At 66.3% G+C, this 16,432-nt stretch carries 17 protein-coding genes; 13 read left to right on the forward strand and 4 right to left on the reverse strand.

Annotated features, from left to right (window positions below):
- Positions 1 to 79: 79 nt before the first annotated feature.
- From hemW to rph, 3 genes are read right to left on the reverse strand one after another with little or no spacing between them, the layout of a single operon-like run.
- Positions 80 to 1,246 (reverse strand): radical SAM family heme chaperone HemW, encoded by a 1,167-nt coding sequence (gene hemW, locus B0E47_RS12165; protein WP_077514526.1) that lies wholly within the window; start codon positions 1,244 to 1,246, stop codon positions 80 to 82.
- Positions 1,243 to 1,845, reverse strand: coding sequence for an RdgB/HAM1 family non-canonical purine NTP pyrophosphatase (gene rdgB / locus B0E47_RS12170; RefSeq protein ID WP_077514527.1), 603 nt, complete (start codon positions 1,843 to 1,845; stop codon positions 1,243 to 1,245). The genes hemW and rdgB overlap by 4 nt, the downstream gene beginning before the upstream one ends.
- A 15-nt stretch (positions 1,846 to 1,860) precedes the next feature.
- Positions 1,861 to 2,589 (reverse strand): ribonuclease PH, encoded by a 729-nt coding sequence (gene rph / locus B0E47_RS12175; protein ID WP_077514528.1) that lies wholly within the window; start codon positions 2,587 to 2,589, stop codon positions 1,861 to 1,863.
- A gap of 93 nt (positions 2,590 to 2,682) precedes the next feature.
- Between rph and B0E47_RS12180 the strand changes: the two genes are divergently transcribed.
- From B0E47_RS12180 to B0E47_RS12215, 8 genes are all read left to right on the forward strand, one after another.
- On the forward strand, positions 2,683 to 3,540 hold the full coding sequence (locus B0E47_RS12180; protein ID WP_077514529.1) for a YicC/YloC family endoribonuclease: 858 nt from the start codon (positions 2,683 to 2,685) through the stop codon (positions 3,538 to 3,540).
- A 346-nt stretch (positions 3,541 to 3,886) separates the two neighbouring features.
- Entirely contained in the window at positions 3,887 to 4,123 is a 237-nt protein-coding gene (locus B0E47_RS12185; RefSeq protein ID WP_139351450.1) for a hypothetical protein, read from the forward strand.
- Between the two features lie 528 nt (positions 4,124 to 4,651).
- Positions 4,652 to 5,284, forward strand: coding sequence for a guanylate kinase (gene gmk / locus B0E47_RS12190; RefSeq protein WP_077514531.1), 633 nt, complete (start codon positions 4,652 to 4,654; stop codon positions 5,282 to 5,284).
- Between the two features lie 80 nt (positions 5,285 to 5,364).
- Entirely contained in the window at positions 5,365 to 6,201 is an 837-nt protein-coding gene (locus B0E47_RS12195) for an ATP-binding cassette domain-containing protein (protein ID WP_077514532.1), read from the forward strand.
- Positions 6,198 to 6,974, forward strand: coding sequence for a lipid asymmetry maintenance ABC transporter permease subunit MlaE (gene mlaE, locus B0E47_RS12200; RefSeq protein ID WP_077514533.1), 777 nt, complete (start codon positions 6,198 to 6,200; stop codon positions 6,972 to 6,974). Before B0E47_RS12195 ends, mlaE begins: the two co-directional genes overlap by 4 nt.
- 34 nt (positions 6,975 to 7,008) lie before the next feature.
- Positions 7,009 to 7,860, forward strand: a complete 852-nt coding sequence (gene mlaD, locus B0E47_RS12205; RefSeq protein WP_077514777.1) for an outer membrane lipid asymmetry maintenance protein MlaD — start codon at positions 7,009 to 7,011, stop codon at positions 7,858 to 7,860.
- Between the two features lie 62 nt (positions 7,861 to 7,922).
- The gene (locus tag B0E47_RS12210; RefSeq protein WP_077514534.1) at positions 7,923 to 8,600 is read left to right on the forward strand and encodes an ABC transporter substrate-binding protein; all 678 of its coding nucleotides are present in this window, start codon (positions 7,923 to 7,925) and stop codon (positions 8,598 to 8,600) included.
- Entirely contained in the window at positions 8,597 to 8,899 is a 303-nt protein-coding gene (locus B0E47_RS12215) for an STAS domain-containing protein (protein ID WP_077514535.1), read from the forward strand. Before B0E47_RS12210 ends, B0E47_RS12215 begins: the two co-directional genes overlap by 4 nt.
- Positions 8,900 to 8,949: 50 nt before the next feature.
- On the opposite strand, the gene B0E47_RS12220 is transcribed toward B0E47_RS12215, so the two are convergent.
- Positions 8,950 to 9,789, reverse strand: coding sequence for a VacJ family lipoprotein (locus tag B0E47_RS12220; protein ID WP_077514536.1), 840 nt, complete (start codon positions 9,787 to 9,789; stop codon positions 8,950 to 8,952).
- Between the two features lie 203 nt (positions 9,790 to 9,992).
- Between B0E47_RS12220 and rpoZ the strand changes: the two genes are divergently transcribed.
- The 5 genes from rpoZ to B0E47_RS12245 all read left to right on the forward strand — a co-directional run bounded on the left by rpoZ (position 9,993) and on the right by B0E47_RS12245 (position 16,353).
- Positions 9,993 to 10,283 carry a DNA-directed RNA polymerase subunit omega gene (gene rpoZ / locus B0E47_RS12225; RefSeq protein WP_007509529.1) on the forward strand — a complete coding sequence of 97 codons (291 nt, stop codon included), beginning with the start codon at positions 9,993 to 9,995 and terminating at the stop codon, positions 10,281 to 10,283.
- A gap of 130 nt (positions 10,284 to 10,413) precedes the next feature.
- Positions 10,414 to 12,582, forward strand: coding sequence for a bifunctional (p)ppGpp synthetase/guanosine-3',5'-bis(diphosphate) 3'-pyrophosphohydrolase (locus B0E47_RS12230; protein ID WP_077514537.1), 2,169 nt, complete (start codon positions 10,414 to 10,416; stop codon positions 12,580 to 12,582).
- A gap of 177 nt (positions 12,583 to 12,759) precedes the next feature.
- Positions 12,760 to 13,143: a RidA family protein gene (locus B0E47_RS12235; RefSeq protein ID WP_077514538.1), complete on the forward strand. Its 384-nt coding sequence runs from the start codon at positions 12,760 to 12,762 to the stop codon at positions 13,141 to 13,143.
- Between the two features lie 81 nt (positions 13,144 to 13,224).
- On the forward strand, positions 13,225 to 15,339 hold the full coding sequence (gene recG, locus B0E47_RS12240) for an ATP-dependent DNA helicase RecG (protein WP_077514539.1): 2,115 nt from the start codon (positions 13,225 to 13,227) through the stop codon (positions 15,337 to 15,339).
- Positions 15,340 to 15,417: 78 nt separating this feature from the next.
- Complete coding sequence (locus B0E47_RS12245; protein ID WP_077514540.1) at positions 15,418 to 16,353, forward strand: nucleoside hydrolase; 936 nt, start codon at positions 15,418 to 15,420, stop codon at positions 16,351 to 16,353.
- Positions 16,354 to 16,432: the final 79 nt, after the last annotated feature.

The following is a 16,432-nucleotide window of genomic DNA, read 5'->3' on the forward strand; positions in this document are numbered from 1 at the left end:
TGCAACCTGTCCAATTCCCCTGGGTGAGCCCAGTCTATGCCGGTTGCTGCGGCTATGCCATTGTCGAGACGGGACCTGATCATCCCAGGAAACCGGCGATCACATCGTTCAGGAACCGCTGGCCCAGAGCGGTGGTGTGCAGCCGCCCGGGATCGTCGCGCAGCCAGCCGCGCCGGCGCGCTTCGGCCAGCGGGGCGGCGATGTTTTCCAGCGGCAAACCGGTGCGCAGGGCGAAGTCGGCCAGCGGCACGCCGTCGATCAGGCGCAAGGCGTTCAGCATGTATTCGAACGGCAGTTCCGCCGAACCGACCACGTCGTCGCCGCCGATGCGGGAGGCTCCGCCGTTCGACTCCATGTAGGCGCTTGGGCCGCGGGTTTTCCAGCGCCGGCGCACCTGGCCGTCGGTGGCGTCGCTGAGCTTGGCGTGGGCGCCGGCGCCGATGCCGAGGTAATCACCGAACTGCCAGTAGTTGAGATTGTGTGTGCAACGTCGGCCGGGCTGCGCGTAGGCAGAAATCTCGTACTGGCCGTAACCGGCGTCGGCGAGCCTCGCCTCGCAGGCTTCCTGCATCGCCCAGGCGTGGTCGTCGTCGGGTAGCGGCGGCGGGTTGGCGGCGAAGGCGGTGTTCGGCTCCAGCGTGAGCTGGTAGTGCGAGATGTGCGTGGGTGCCAGCGCGACCGCGCGTTCCACATCGGCCAATGCGCCATCCAGGGTCTGCTGCGGTAGCGCATACATCAGGTCGAGATTGATGTTGGTGTAGCCGGCATCTTGCGCTGACTTCACCGCGGCTTCCGCTTCCGCGGCGAAATGGATGCGGCCGAGACGTCGCAATTTGTCGTCGTCGAAACTCTGCACGCCGAACGAGATACGGTTGACCCCGGCGGCTAGGTAGCCGTCGAAACGGCCGTGCTCGATCGTGCCGGGATTGGTCTCCAGGGTGATCTCGGCGTCGGCCCGCAGCGGCAGGCGCTGGCGCACGCCATCGAGCAGGCGCGCGATCAGTTCCGGCGAAAACAGGCTGGGCGTGCCGCCGCCGAAGAAGATGCTGATCACCGGACGATCCTGCAGCGCGGCGCCGAAGTCGGCGCGGTCGGCATCCAGGTCGGCCAGCAGATGGTCGATGTAGTCGGCATACGGCGGTGGCGCGCTGCGCAGTCCGTGCGAATTGAAATCGCAGTACGGGCACTTCTTCACGCACCAAGGCATGTGGATGTACAGCGACAGCGGTGGCGCGATCAGGCTCACCCGCGCAGCTCGGCCAGCCGTGCGTGCAGCTTTGCCAAAGCCTGGCCGCGGTGGCTGAGGCGGTTCTTCAGTGCTGGATCGAGTTCGGCGGCGCTGACCTGCTGGCCGTGCGGCAGGAACAGCGGGTCGTAGCCGAAACCCTGCGTGCCACGCGGCGCGTCGAGTATGCGGCCGTGCCAGCGGCCCTCGACGATCAGCGGCGTGGGGTCGTCGGCGCGGTGCAGCAGCACCAGCGCGCAGATGAAGAACGCATCGCGCCGCTCGGCGGCGACGCCATCCAGCTCGCACAACAGTCTTGCGTTGTTTGCCGCGCTGTCGCCGTGGCCGCCGGCGTAGCGCGCCGAATACAGGCCGGGTGCGCCGCGCAACTGATCCACGCACAGGCCCGAGTCGTCGGCGAGCGCGGGCAGGCCACTGACCAGCGCGGCGTGGCGCGCTTTCAGCAGGGCGTTTTCGACGAAACTGAGCCCGGTTTCCTCGACATCGTCGATGCCGAGGCTGGCTTGCGCGAGCACCTCGAAGCCGCTGTCGGCGAGCAGCGCGTTGAACTCCGCCAGCTTGCCGCGGTTGCTGCTGGCCAGGACGATGCGTTGTGCCATCTTCCGATCCCCGGCTTACCGACCCAGGGCGGCACGCTGCGCCGACACCAGTTCGCCGATGCCCTTCTCAGCCAGCGCCAGCAGCGCATCCATCTCGTCGCGGCGAAACGCGTGGCCTTCGGCGGTGCCCTGCACTTCGATGAAACCGCCGCCGTCGTTCATCACCACGTTCATGTCGGTGTCGCAGTCGGAGTCCTCGGCGTAGTCGAGGTCGAGTACGGGCATGCCCTTGTAGATGCCCACCGAGATCGCGGCGACCGCGCCGACGATCGGATTGCGCTTGAGGCCTTCGCGCTGCATCAGGCCATTCACGGCGTCGACCAGGGCCACGTAGGCACCGGTGATCGCCGCGGTGCGGGTGCCGCCGTCGGCCTGCAGCACGTCGCAGTCCAGCGTGATCACGCGTTCGCCCAGCGCCTGGCGGTTGACGCAGGCACGCAGGCTGCGGCCTATCAGGCGCTGGATCTCCATGGTGCGGCCACCCTGGCCGCCGCGCGCGGCTTCGCGCTGCATGCGGGTGTGGGTGGCGCGTGGCAGCATGCCGTATTCGGCGGTGATCCAGCCCTCGCCCTTGCCGCGCAACCAGGCTGGCGTGCGGTCTTCGATGCTGGCGGTGCACAGCACCCGGGTGTCGCCGAAGCTCACCAGCACCGAACCTTCGGCATGGCGGGTGTAGTGGCGTTCGATGCTGACGGTGCGCAGCTGGTCGCTGGCGCGGCCGCTGGGGCGGATAACGGAATTCATCGGGTGGTTCCTGCGCGTTGCTTGGCCGGATTGGGCAAGCCGGGACGGGAGAGTTTACCATTGCGCACCTCCCCACCTCCGGACGGCGCGACGATGATCCGCAGCATGACCGCCTACGCCAGCGCCGAAACCACCGGCCCCGCCGGCACGCTCAGCTGCGAGCTGCGCACGGTCAATCACCGCTACCTGGAGTTGAGCCCGCGCCTGCCGGACGACCTGCGCGCGTTCGAATCGCAGTTGCGCGAGCGGGTGGCGGCGAAGCTTTCGCGCGGCAAGCTCGATCTCACCGTGCGCCGCAGCGATTCGCGCAGCGAATCGCTGCAAATCAATCATGCGCTGCTTGCCCGGCTGTCGGAAATATCGCTGGATATCGATGCGCGCTTTCCAAAAATGCGGATTGAGTTCACCGAACTGCTGCGCTTCCCCGGCGTAATGCAGCAGGCCGAGATGGATCCGGAAGCGCAGCAGGCCACCTTGTTCGACGTGCTCGATCGTGCACTGGATGCCTTGACCGCCACCCGCGAGCGTGAAGGCGAAAAACTCGCGGCGATCCTGCGTGAGCGCCTCGATGCCATCGAAAACGTGGTGTCCGACGTGCGCCGCTGGATGCCGGAAATCCGCACCGCGCTGCGCACCCGGCTGGAAACCCGCCTGGCCGACCTCAAACAGCCGGTCGAACCGGGGCGGCTGGAGCAGGAGCTGGTGCTGCAGATCACCCGCACCGACGTCGACGAGGAACTGGACCGGCTCAGCACCCACATCGGCGAAACCCGCCGCGTGCTTGGCCTGAAGGAGCCGGTTGGGCGCCGTCTCGATTTCCTGATGCAGGAGTTCAACCGCGAGGCAAACACGCTGGGCTCCAAGTCGGTCGACGCCCGCAGCACCAATGCCGCGGTCGAGCTCAAGGTGCTGATCGAGCAGATGCGCGAACAGGTGCAGAACATCGAGTGAGGTTTCACGCCATTCCATAGCATCCCGTCGAACCCCTGAAATCTCCACAAGCCCGCATCTGTCGGGCTTTTTATTGCGTCACGTCTGCCCATAGCGCCCCGCAGCATCCCGTACTACTCCTGGAGCCGATCATCACGCTCCCTGGCCGAGCCGAAACGGATGACCCAATTGCCGCGCTGCAGATCGAGGACACGCACGCAGAGCTGGTGCGTTGGTCGCCAAACGCGAACCCCGTCACAGAAGGTGTGAGCAGCGGGTCTCATCCTTATCCCTGCGATAGAAGGATTTCCTCGCATGTGATCACTGGGCAGATCGACACGGCGCTGCCCTGGTTATGGAGAACGTCATGCGTCGGTTGATCATCATCCTGATGGTTGCAGCATGGTGCGTGGCGGGACACGCGACCAGCAATCTGAGCAGTAGTTTCGGCGTCAGTGTGACTATCGTTCGTCGCATCGTTACGCCAACGCCTGCGGGTGCCGTCAGCGCGATCTGCTATGGAACGCCTTGCATTCAACCCCGCGTCACCGTTGAACCGGCAGACCCCGAAACCGGAATAAGCATCGTGAAAATCATCTACTAGCCGAGCGTCGGCCCACGCTCGCGGTATCGCCGCTGTTGAAAACAGGAAGGCGCGGGCGAGCTGTTGCGGGAGCTGGAAAGGGCTCCGGAAAGCAGGGGCGGCGACGTCAATTCGGCGCCCGAGCACGCGACGCCGATCCAGTCCCAATACATCGACCCTTGACCCCTCGAGCTTGAACCGGCCGACGGCAAACCGTTCCGAAAGGAGCGGTAGCGAGGGTTATTTCACCCCCAAAAGAGGGGGCGGCGGCTATGGGCGCCGAAACGTCCGGCATCGCGCGCGTACACGCGAGGGGCTTACGCCATGAATGCACACATCGCGCCCGCGCACGAAGGATGCGCGTTGCTGCTGCCTGCCAGCTGTGGGGGTGGCGGTTGCCGCCGCTATACTTCCCGCCAACGTCCACTCATGCCGCGCCGATGCCTATCGCCCCACCAGGTTGTACCCACGGTTGTACCCACGCGCAAAGGCGAGGTGGTGAGACCTTGATATGGCGCGCTTTGTCCGCGTCACTTCGGGTTTAGGTGCATGAACACTTCGCTCGAAGGCACCTTGTTCGTGGTCGCCGCGCCTTCGGGTGCCGGCAAATCCACCCTGGTCAATGCGCTGCTGGAGCGCGATCTCGCGATCTCGCTGTCGGTGTCGCACACCACGCGTCCGCCGCGCGCTGACGAGCAATACGGGAGGCATTACTACTTTGTCGATCGCCCCGAGTTCGAGTGCGAGATCGCCGAAGGCATCTTTCTGGAACATGCCGAAGTGCATGGCAACCTTTACGGCACCTCGCGCACCACGGTGCAGGGCCTGCTGGGGCAGGGACGCGACGTGCTGCTGGAGATCGACTGGCAGGGCGCCGGGCAGATCCGTCGCAGCAAGCCCGATTGCGTCAGCGTGTTCATCCTGCCGCCGTCGCGGGCCGAGCTGGAGCGCCGTCTGCGCGGGCGGGGTTCCGATGCGCCCGACGTGATCGAACGCCGCCTGCACAATTCGCGTGGCGAGATCGCGCACGCCCACGAGTTCGACTACATCGTGGTCAACGACGTGTTCGAGCAGGCGCTGGCCGACCTGCAGGCGATCGTGCAAGCAGTACGCCTGCGCAGCAGCCTGCAGTGGCAGCGTCACGAAGGGCTGATCGCCGACCTGCTGGCGGCTGAAGCCTGAGCTGTCGCCAGCCGCCTGCACATGGCGATCCCCCCGCGCTTCGGCTACCTTGTGCGCTTTCCCTGTTGCACTTGTCGCCCATGATCGATCCCGTTGACACCGCGCCTGCCGACAGCACCCTGGTGCGGATCCGTGGGCTGACCACCGTGCTCAGCGGCAAGACGATCTTCGACGCGCTGGAGATGGACATCCCGCGCGGCAAGGTCACCGCGATCATGGGGCCCAGCGGCACCGGCAAGACCACCCTGCTCAAGCACATCACCGGGCAGATGCGCGCGGATGCCGGCAGCATCGAGGTCGACGGCCGCCGCGTGGCGGATCTGTCGCGCCAGCAGTTGTACAAGTTGCGCGAGGGGATCGGCTACCTGTTCCAGAACTCGGCCCTGCTGACCGACTTCAGCGTGTTCGAGAATGTGGCCTTCCCGCTGCGCCAGCACACGAAATTGCCGGAGGTGCTGATCCGCAACCTAGTGCTGCTGAAGCTGCAGGCGGTCGGTCTGCGTGGTGCCGCCGGGCTGATGCCGAGCGAATTGTCCGGCGGCATGGCACGACGCGTGGCACTGGCCCGGGCGATCGTGTTCGACCCGATGCTGATCCTGTACGACGAGCCGTTCGTGGGGCTCGATCCGGTGGCGCTGAACCAGGTGCTCAAGCTGATCCGCACGCTGAACCAGACGCTGGGCATCACCAGCGTGCTGGTGGCGCACGAACTGGAGGCGATCAAGCAGGTGGCCGATCACATCTTCCTGATCGCCAACGGCAAGGTGGTCGCGCAGGGCGACCCGAAAACCATCGCCAACGACGGCTCGCCGTGGACGCGGCAGTTCTTCGGTGGCGAGGCGGACGGCCCGGTGCCGTTCCAGTATCCGGCCGGCGACTATGCGCAGGCACTGGGCTTTGCCGGGGCGGCGAAATGAGCGCGCGGATGCCGCCACAACGCAACGTGGTCACCCAGTCGCTGGCCCAGATCGGCGCCTGCGGCCTGTTTTTGCTGACCCTGCTGGCGGCGATTCCGCGCAGCTTCCGCTACCTGCGCGAGACGATCCGCCAGCTGTGGTTCGTCGGCGCGATGAGCCTGACCATCATCATGGTCTGCGGCCTGTTCGTCGGCATGGTGCTGATGCTGCAGCTGTACCACGTGTTGTCGATCTTCGGCGGCACTTCGGCCAGCGGCATGGTGGTGGCGTTGTCGGTGTATCGCGAGTTGGGGCCGGTAGTCACCGCGCTGCTGTTCGCCGGGCGTGCCGGCACCTCGATCACCGCCGAGATCGGCCTGATGCGCGCCACCGACCAGATCGACGCGATGGAGATGATGGCGGTCGACCCGATCGCCTACGTGGCCACGCCGCGCTTCCTGGCCGGGCTGATCGCGATGCCGCTGCTGTGCTGTGTGTTCTGCGCGATGGCGATCTTCGGCGGCCACCTGGTCGGCGTGACCTGGTTGGGCATCGACAACGGCACGTTCTGGGCCAACATGACCGCCGTGGTCGACGTGCATACCGACATCGTCAACGGCGTGCTGTTCAAGAGCCTGGCATTCGGAGCGGTGGTGTCTTTGATCGCGGTGTTCCAGGGCTTCACCACGCCGCCTACCAGCGAGGGCGTGGCCTATGCCACCACCCGCACCGTGGTTGCCTCGTCGATCGCCATCCTGGCGCTGGACTTCGTGCTGACCGCTTTCCTGATGTGACTCTCATGACTTGTCGTTTTCCGAGGATTCTGCCGTGAGCCAACCGAGAAGTTCGTATGCCGTCGGCACCGGCCTGTTCATCGTGCTGGGTTTTGCCGCGCTGGCCTATCTGGCGACGCAGACCAGTTCGGTGGCCAACGTCCACCAGGGCGACAGCTACACGGTCGAGGCCAAGTTCACCAATATCGGCCAGTTGAAGGAGCGCGCGCCGGTGAAGATCGCCGGGGTACGCGTGGGCCAGGTGCAGTCGATCGCGCTGGCGCCGGGTAGCGACGTGGCGGATGTGAAGCTGTCGATCGACAAGCACTACGACCACATTCCGCAGGATTCGGTGGCGACGATCTTCACCAGCGGCCTGCTCGGCGACCAGTATGTGGGTATCGACTACGGCACGGCGAAGCAGGTGGTGGCCGCCGGCGGCACGCTGTCGCGCACCAAGTCCTCCGAACCGCTGGAGGAGATGCTGGGCAAGTTCTTCGGTGCCGGCGGCGTGGTCGACAATGTCGGCGGCAGCTATACGGTAAAGGCCGATTTCACCAATGTCGGCACGCTCTCGGTCGGCGCGCCGGTGAAGATGGCGGGTGTGGTGATCGGCCGGGTGCAGTCGGTACGCGCCGATCCGGTCAAGCTCAACGCCCAGGTCGTGCTGGCGATCGACGAGCGCTACAACCGGATTCCCGACGATTCCGCCGCCGCGGTGTTCACCAGCGGTTTGATCGGCAGCCAGTATGTTGCGATCCAGCCGGGTGGCTCGCCCGATGTTCTGAAGAACGGCGACGAGATGATCCTGACCCAGTCCGCGATGCAGCTGGAGGACCTTATCGGCAAGTTCCTGGTCAATGGCTCACCCGGCGACAAAAAGGATGCCGGCGACAGCAAGAAGTAGCCGATCTCTGACTCGAATTCACCCGGTCGCCGATGCGCCGGTCATCCCCAAGGAGTTTCCCCATGCTGCGCAGACTGGCTCTTGCCACCGCACTCGCCCTTGCCGCCGTGGTTGCCGCGCCGGCTTTCGCCCAGGATTCCGCCGCCGCTGCACCGGCGGCGAATCAGCAGACGCCGGTGCAGATCGTGCAGGGCATTGCCGATCAGCTGGGTACCGCGATCGAGGGCCATCGCGCCGAGCTGAAGCAAAACAAGGAAAAGCTGATCAGCATCATCGACGAGGTGTTCCTGCCGCACTTCGACATCGACTACGCATCCATCCTGGTGCTCGGCCGGCACGCCCGCGAGGCGACGCCGGACCAGCGCGAGCGTTTCGCCAAGGCGTTCTACAACTCGATCACCCATCGCTATGCCGAGGGCCTGCTCAACTACAGCCGTGGCCGGGTCAAGGTGTTGCCGTTCAACGGCGACCTCAACGACAAGCGCACCGTGGTGCGCACCCAGGTGGTGCTGGATGACGGCAAGCTGGTGTCGATCGACTACGCGTTCCGCAAGAGCCGCAGCGGCGACTGGAAGGCCTACGACGTGGTCATCGAGGGCATCTCCTACGTCACCAATTATCGCAACCAGGTCGATGCCGAGATCCAGAAGGTGGGTATCGACCAGTTGATCAAGAACCTCGAGACCCAGGGCGAGCAGGCGCTGGAGACGATGGACAAGGACAACAAGGGCGGCAAGTGAGCACGGCGCCAGACTTTCGGCTGGACACCGGCACGTCAGCCACGCTGGGCGTGAGCGGCGCGCTGGGTTTCGACAACGCCGCGGCGGCATGGCAGGCGATCCGGTCGGCGCTGCTTGCCGGCAGCGCGACCCGGCTCGACCTGTCCGGGGTCAGTCACTGCGACAGTGCGGGCCTGGCCTGCGTGCTGGCGGCGACGGCCGAGGCGGGCCAGCGCGGGCGGGTGGTGCGGGTGACCGGCATGCCCGCGGGTATGCGCGCACTGGCCACGGTGTGCGAGGTCGATCGCCTGCTGAGCTGACCCGTGGGGACGCGAACGCGCGTCGCGGCCAACCAAGGCCTGACAGGCTCCTAGGGTTTGCCGGCCGGTTTGCCGGTCTGCTTGGGGTGGTTCTTCTCCCAGTCATGTTGCTGCTGCAGCAACTGGTCCGGATCGAAATCAGGCGTGTCCAGACCTTGCATGCGCTCGATGATCGCCGCGGGCGGGTTGCCGTCGTAGATCTCGTACAGGCGCTGCTGCCGATAGGCATCACGGATGAACACGTAGGGGTCGTACGCCGATGCCAGGAAGCCTTCCGCATCGATGGCACGCGAGCGCAAGGTCACCAGATACATCGCCTGCGGAAGGTACTGCAGCCCGTTGTAGTGATGGTTCGCGGCGAACAGGCTCAGCGGATCGAAGAAATAGCTGTCCACCGGTATGCGCCAGATGTCGCGCGCCGTGCTCGGGCCGAGCAGGGGCACCATCAGGAAATCACCTTCCGGTGCGCCCCAGCGTGCCAGCGTGATGCCGAAGTCGTTGTCTTCAAGTGGCAGGCCGAGCTGGCTGGCCGGGTCGAAGAAGCCGCCGATGCCCAGGGTCAGGTTGACCAGGAACCGGCCGGTGCTCTGCAGCGCCTGCTTGGGGCGCGCCTGCAGCAGGTCGTTGGCCACCGTGATCGGCATGCGGATATTGGTGAAGAAATCGCTGAACGAGCGCCGCACCGGCGGGTTGGTGACCTTGCGATAACCCAGTGCCACCGGACGGATGACCGCCTTGTCCACCGCATTGTTGAATTCGTAGGCCTTGCGGTTGTACTTCTCCAGCGGGTCGTCAGTGCGGGGCTTGGCGATCGTGCAGCCGGCCAGGATCGCGACCGCGAGCATGGGCAACCAGCGGCGCAACAGGAAGTGGCGGGGCGAAGAGGACATCGAGGCTGGATTTCGCGTCGGGGGAGCAGTAAGTGTACTGTCTGGTTTTATATCTTGCACGGCTTTCGACGTGCTTTCATCGGCCTGGACGCGCACCGATCCGTGGCCAGCCCGCCATGATACGCGCTGAGCGCATTGCCAGCAAAGCGCCTGCTCAACTACACTAACCGATCACATAAGTCACTATTCCCCAAGGATTTCGCATGGCCCGTATTACCGTGGAGGACTGCCTCGAGGTAGTCGACAACCGTTTCGAGCTCGTCCTGATGGCGACCAAGCGTGCACGCCAGCTGGAAAAGGGTGCCGAGCCGGCGGTCAATCCTGACCACGACAAGCCCACCGTGCTGGCCTTGCGCGAGATCGCCGCACGCCGCATCGACCAGGCCACGATCGACCAGATCGACAAGGCCGAGCGCGAACGGGCCGAGCGCGAGGCTCTCGAGTGGGCTGCGGCCGAGGTCGACGACGACCTCTCCAAGGGCGGCGACGACTGATGGACGACGACTGCCGGCGCAACGACAACGGTCGCACCGGCAGGTCGGGTGTGACGATGCACATGCGCGCGGCAGTTTCAGCCCATCATTGCCCCACCGGGGTCGGCGCCTGAGTCGGCGCCAGTCACCGATGACTGCGACCGCGCCCCCCGCCACGGTCGATCCGTCCGCATTGCCGCCCTATGTGCTGGCGCTGAAAGAGCGCATCGCCTATCTGCCCGAAGCGCAGGTGACCCTGGTGCTGCGCGCATTCGAAGTGGGCGCCAGGGCGCATGCCGGACAGGAGCGCAAGAGCGGCGAGCCGTACATCACCCATCCGGTGGCGGTGGCCGGCATCCTGGCCGAGCTCGGGCTGGATGCCGAGACGCTCATCGCGGCGATCCTGCACGATACGCTGGAGGATACCGAGCTCAGCCGCGAGGCGCTGGCCGCGGAGTTCGGCGAGGTCGTGGCCGAACTGGTCGATGGCGTCACCAAGCTGGACAAGATGCGTTTCGGCAGCCGCCAGGAGGCCGATGCGGAAAGCTTCCGCAAGATGCTGCTTGCGATGGCGCGCGACCTGCGCGTGATTCTGATCAAGCTGGCCGACCGGCTGCACAACATGCGCACGCTCGGCGCCAAGGATCCTGTCTCGCGCCGGCGCATCGCGCGCGAAACGCTGGAGATCTTCGCGCCCATCGCGCAGCGCCTCGGCATGAACAAGTTCAAGGCGGAGCTGCAGGACATGGGCTTTCGCACGCTGTATCCCGATCGCTACCGGGTCATCAGCGAGCGTATCCGCGCCGCCCTGGGCAACCGCCGCGAGGCGATGGGCAAGATCGAGGCGGCGCTGACCACGCGGCTTTCCGCCGAGCACCTGCCGGCCCACGTGGTGGGTCGGATCAAGTCGCCGTGGAGCATCTATTCGAAGATGCGCAACGAGCACAAGACGTTTGCGCAGCTGATGGACGTCTACGGCTTCCGCGTGGTGGTCGACAGCGCAACCAGCTGCTACATGGCGCTCGGCGTGGTGCATGCCCTGTACAAGCCGGTCGATCGCCGCTTCAAGGATTTCATCGCCATTCCCAAGGCCAACGGCTACCAGTCGCTGCATACGGTGCTGCTGGGACCGTTCGGAGCGCCGATCGAGGTGCAGATCCGCACCGCCGAAATGGACTCGGTAGCCGAGCGTGGCGTCGCGGCGCACTGGGCTTACAAGACCGACAGCGGACCGGCCAACAGCGCGCAGGCGCGGGCGCGCGAGTGGCTGTCCTCGATGGTCGACAGTTCGGCGAACACGGTGTCCTCCTCGGAGTTCATCGAGAACGTCAAGATCGACCTGTTCCCCGACGAGGTCTACCTGTTCACCCCGCGCGGCGACATCCTCTCGTTGCCGCGCCATGCGACGGCGCTGGACTTCGCCTACGCCGTCCACACCGATGTGGGCGACCATGCGGTGGCCGCGCGGGTCGACAAGAAGCTGACGCCGTTGCGCAGCCAGCTGGAGTCGGGCCAGCTGGTGGAGATCATCACCGCACCGTCGGCGGTGCCAAACCCGGCCTGGCTGGAGGTGGTCGTCACCGGCAAGGCGCGCACCGCGATCCGGCAATACCTGAAGCATCTGCAGCACGAGGATGCGGTCGACTTCGGCCATCGCATGCTGGACCGTGCGCTGGACGCGCAGGGCAGCAGCCTGGACGCGATCTCCGCGACGGTGCTGGATCATTTTCTGGCGACCTCGAACCTCAAGCGGCTGGAAGAATTGCTGTCCGATATCGCCCTGGGCAATCGCATGCCCGATGTGGTCGCCCGCCAGTTGCTGGGCTCCCGCCGAAAGAAGGCCGGCGGCGCGAAGCCGGGCGCGTCGATGGCCCAGGAGAAGATCCGCATCACCGGCGCCGAACGCGGCGTGCTCAGCTTCGCCAATTGCTGCCATCCGCTGCCGGGCGACGACATCGTCGGCTACCTGTCCTCGGGCAAGGGCATCGTGGTGCATCGCGAGGAATGCCCGAACGTGGTCGAGTTGCGCAAGTCGCCCGAGCGCTGCGTGGCGATCGAGTGGGATCGGGACGTGCAGGGCGACTATCGCGCGCAGTTGCGCATCGAGGTGATCAACCGCCCCGGCGTGCTGGCCACCGTGGCGGCCGCGATCGCCGCGGCCGATTCGAACATCGAGAACGTGGAGTACGTCGAACGCGATGCCTCGGCCGCGACCCTGCTGTTCTCGATGGAAGTGAAGAGCCGCAAGCACCTGGCCGACGTGATCCGCCGCGTGCGCCGCACCGGCGTGGCCAGCGGGCTGCATCGCTACCCCCTGTGATCAGGGATTTGAGATTTGGGATTCGTTTGGAGCGTCAACGCATCGGAACGTGTGCGCGGGGCTGTGACACGATAATCTTCCCGAATCCCGAATCCCGAATCCCGAATCCCGAATCCCGAATCCCGAATCCCGAATCCCGAATCCCGAATCCCGAATCCCGAATCCCGAGGCAAGCCCATGTCCCGCAGCATCATCGCCACCGACCAGGCACCTGCCGCCATCGGCCCTTATTCGCAGGCCGTGCGCGCCGGCAACACGGTGTATTTCTCGGGCCAGATTCCGCTCGATCCGGCCACCGGCGGCCTGGTCGATGGCGACATCAGCGTGCAGACGCGGCGCGTGTTCGACAATCTCGCGGCAGTGGCGCAGGCCGCCGGTGGTTCGCTGGCGCAGATCGTGCGCGTGGGCATCTACGTCACCGACCTGGCGAATTTCGCCGCGGTCAATGCGGTCATGGCCGAGTACTTCCAGCAGCCGTACCCGGCCCGTTCCACCATCGAAGTGTCAGGCTTGCCCAAGGCGGCGCAGGTCGAGGTCGACGCGATCATGGCGCTGGACTGATGCAGGGCGAGGCATGCGCCCACCGTGCCAGCGGGCAACATCCTTACGAATGACGGTGATGCTCGGGTAGGCTTGCAGGTCATGGCCGCCCGCACCACCCGTCCTGCTTCCGTCAACGCCACCGACTCCGGCAGCGAGTCGGTCGGCACGCTGGCCGGGGTCGGCCCGGCGCTGGTCACGACCTTGTCCAGGCTCGGGCTGGAGCGGATCCAGGATCTGTGGTTCCACCTGCCGTTGCGCTACGAGGATCGGACGCGGGTCACCGCGATCGCGGATCTGCGCGCCGGCGAGCGGGCCCAGGTCGAGGGTGTGGTCGAGGCGGTCGAACGCGGTTTTCGCTACCGCCCGCAACTGAAGGTGGCGATCGGCGACGACAGCAGGCAGACCCTGCTGCTGCGCTTCTTCCATTTCAACCGCGCACAGGCCGAGCAATTGCAGCCGGGCACGCGCCTGCTCTGCTACGGCGAGGTGCGGCATGCGGCGCAAGGCCTGGAGATGGTGCACCCGAACTACCAGCGCCTGAGCGGCGACGCGGCGGCCAGCGTCGACGACTTGCTCACGCCGGTCTACCCGACCACCGAGGGCTTGGGTCCGAAACGACTTGCCGGAGTGATTGGCAAGGCGCTGGAACGATTGCCGCCGGATGCACAACTGGAATTGATCCCGCCCGCGCTCTGCGCCGCGCACGGACTGACCTCGTTGCGCGATGCGCTGCTCTACGTGCATCGGCCGCCGCCCGATGCACCCATCGGCCAGCTGATGCTGGGCCGGCATCCGGCGCAGCAGCGCCTGGCCTTCGAGGAATTGTTGACCCAGCACCTGAGCCTCAAGCGCATGCGTGCGGCGGTCAGACGCCGGCGTGCACCGGTGCTGGGCGGCACGGGCGAACTGCGCCGACAGTTGCTCGTCGGCTTGCCGTTCCGGCTGACCGCCGCCCAGCAGCGCGTCGGTGACGAAGTGGCGCGCGACCTGGCCCAACCACGACCGATGCTGCGGCTGGTGCAGGGCGATGTCGGCAGCGGCAAGACCGTGGTGGCGGCGCTGGCTGCGCTGGCGGCGGTGGAAGCCGGATATCAGGTCGCCTTGATGGCACCGACCGAACTGCTCGCCGAGCAGCACCTCGCGAATTTCCGTCAATGGCTGGAGCCGCTCGGCATCGCGGTGGAGTGGCTGGCCGGCAAGGTCACCGGCAAGGCGCGCAAGCTGGCACTGGCACGGGTGGCCGAGGGTGCTGCCGTGGTGATTGGCACGCATGCCCTGATGCAGGAAGGCGTCGCCTTCGCGCGCCTGGGCCTGGTGATCGTCGACGAGCAGCACCGCTTCGGCGTGCAGCAGCGCCTGGCCCTGCACGAGAAGGGCCGGCACGGCGGGCTGGTGCCGCACCAGCTGGTACTTACCGCCACGCCGATCCCGCGCACGCTGGCGATGAGTGCCTATGCCGACCTCGACGTATCGTCGATCGACGAGCTGCCGCCCGGGCGCACGCCGGTGCAGACCATCGCGATCTCCAATGCGCGCCGCGCCGAAGTGATCGAGCGCATCCATGCCGCCTGCCGGGAGGGGCGGCAGGTGTACTGGGTATGCACGCTGATCGAGGAATCCGAGCAGCTGCGCGCGCAGGCCGCCGAGGTTGCCCATGCCGAGCTGTCCGCCGCATTGATCGGCTTCGAGGTTGGCCTGATCCATGGCCGCATGAAGGCGAAGGAGAAGCAGGCCGCGATGGACGCCTTCAAGGCGGGTGAGCTGGCCGTGCTGGTGGCGACCACCGTGATCGAAGTCGGCGTGGACGTGCCGAACGCCAGCCTGATGGTGATCGAGAACAGCGAACGACTCGGTCTGGCGCAGTTGCACCAGTTGCGCGGCCGCGTCGGACGTGGCGCGGTGGCGTCCAACTGCGTGCTGCTGTACCAGCCGCCGCTGGGCCAGCTGGCGCGGGAACGGCTGCAGGTGATGCGCGAGACCAGCGACGGCTTCCGCATTGCCGAAAAAGACCTGGAGTTGCGCGGCCCCGGCGAGGTGCTTGGCACCCGCCAGACGGGTCAGCTTGCCTTTCGCATCGCCGACCTGGCCCGCGATGCGCACCTGCTGCCGGCGGTGCAGGCGGTGGGCGAACATATGCTGGCCGAACATCCGCAGGAAGCCAGTCAGCTGATCGAGCGCTGGGTTGGCGGTGCGGCGCGATATGCCGGCGCGTGATCGAGGGACACAGAGTCGAAGCCGCTCGCATCCATTCCCCGTTAAGCTACTCGATCCACCGCAACCGCTACCGTCGCAATGACCAGACCGCAACTCCTGATCGATACCGACCCCGGTGTTGATGACGCGCTCGCCATCCTGATGGCCGCCGCGCATGCCGACATCGCTGGCCTCAGCATTGCCGCGGGCAACGTCGGGTTGGGCCACACCGTGCGCAACGCGCGCAACCTGGTCGACCTGATCGGCATGTCGACGCCGGTATTCGCCGGCTGCGCCACGCCGCTGGTGCGCGCGCCGGACGAGGATGCCGCCTTTGTGCATGGCCAGGATGGTTTTGGTGACGTCGGCTTTCCGGAGCCGAAAGCGCTGCTGTCCGGCGAGCCCGCCGCGCTGGCGCTGCTGCGTCTGACCCGCGAGCGACCTGGCGAACTGACCCTGGTGGCGCTGGCCCCGCTGACGAATCTGGCGCTGGCACTGCGGCTCGATCCGACGTTGCCGCAGCGGGTGGCGCGGCTGGTGGTGATGGGCGGCGCCGTTACCGGGCATGGCAATACCGGCAGGATACCGGCCGAGTTCAACATCGGCTTCGACCCCGAGGCGGCGCATGTCGTGTTCGAGGCGTTCCCGAGGTTCGATCTGGTGGACTGGGAAGCGACGCTGCGGCATGCCTTCGACGATGCCGAATTCGACCGCTGGCTGGCGCGCGGCGACCAGCGGGCGGAGTTCTTCGGCCGGATCGTGGCCACGGCCCGCGCCTACAACGCGGCAAACGACCGCGCCGGCCTGATCGCCGCGGACGCGCTGGCGATGGCGGTGGCGCTCGATCCGTCCATCGTCACCCGCCGCGAGACGCGGGCGGTGGCGGTGGAACTGGACGGTCGCCTGACCCGGGGCGCCACCGTGGTCGACTGGGCGGCGCGGCTGGGCCGGCCGGCGCAGGCGAACATCGTGCTGGAGGTCGACCATGCCCGTTTTGCCGCGATGGTGCAGCGTGCACTGGGCGTGCCGGAGTGATGCAGGGTCCGCGCCGGTCAGCAGGCTTGCAGCGACTGCCGGTTTCTCGTTACAATGCCGCTCTTTTCACCACCGATTT

Origin of the sequence: Rhodanobacter sp. B05 (genome assembly GCF_002001085.1) — a bacterium.
Classification (GTDB): Bacteria; Pseudomonadota; Gammaproteobacteria; order Xanthomonadales; family Rhodanobacteraceae; genus Rhodanobacter.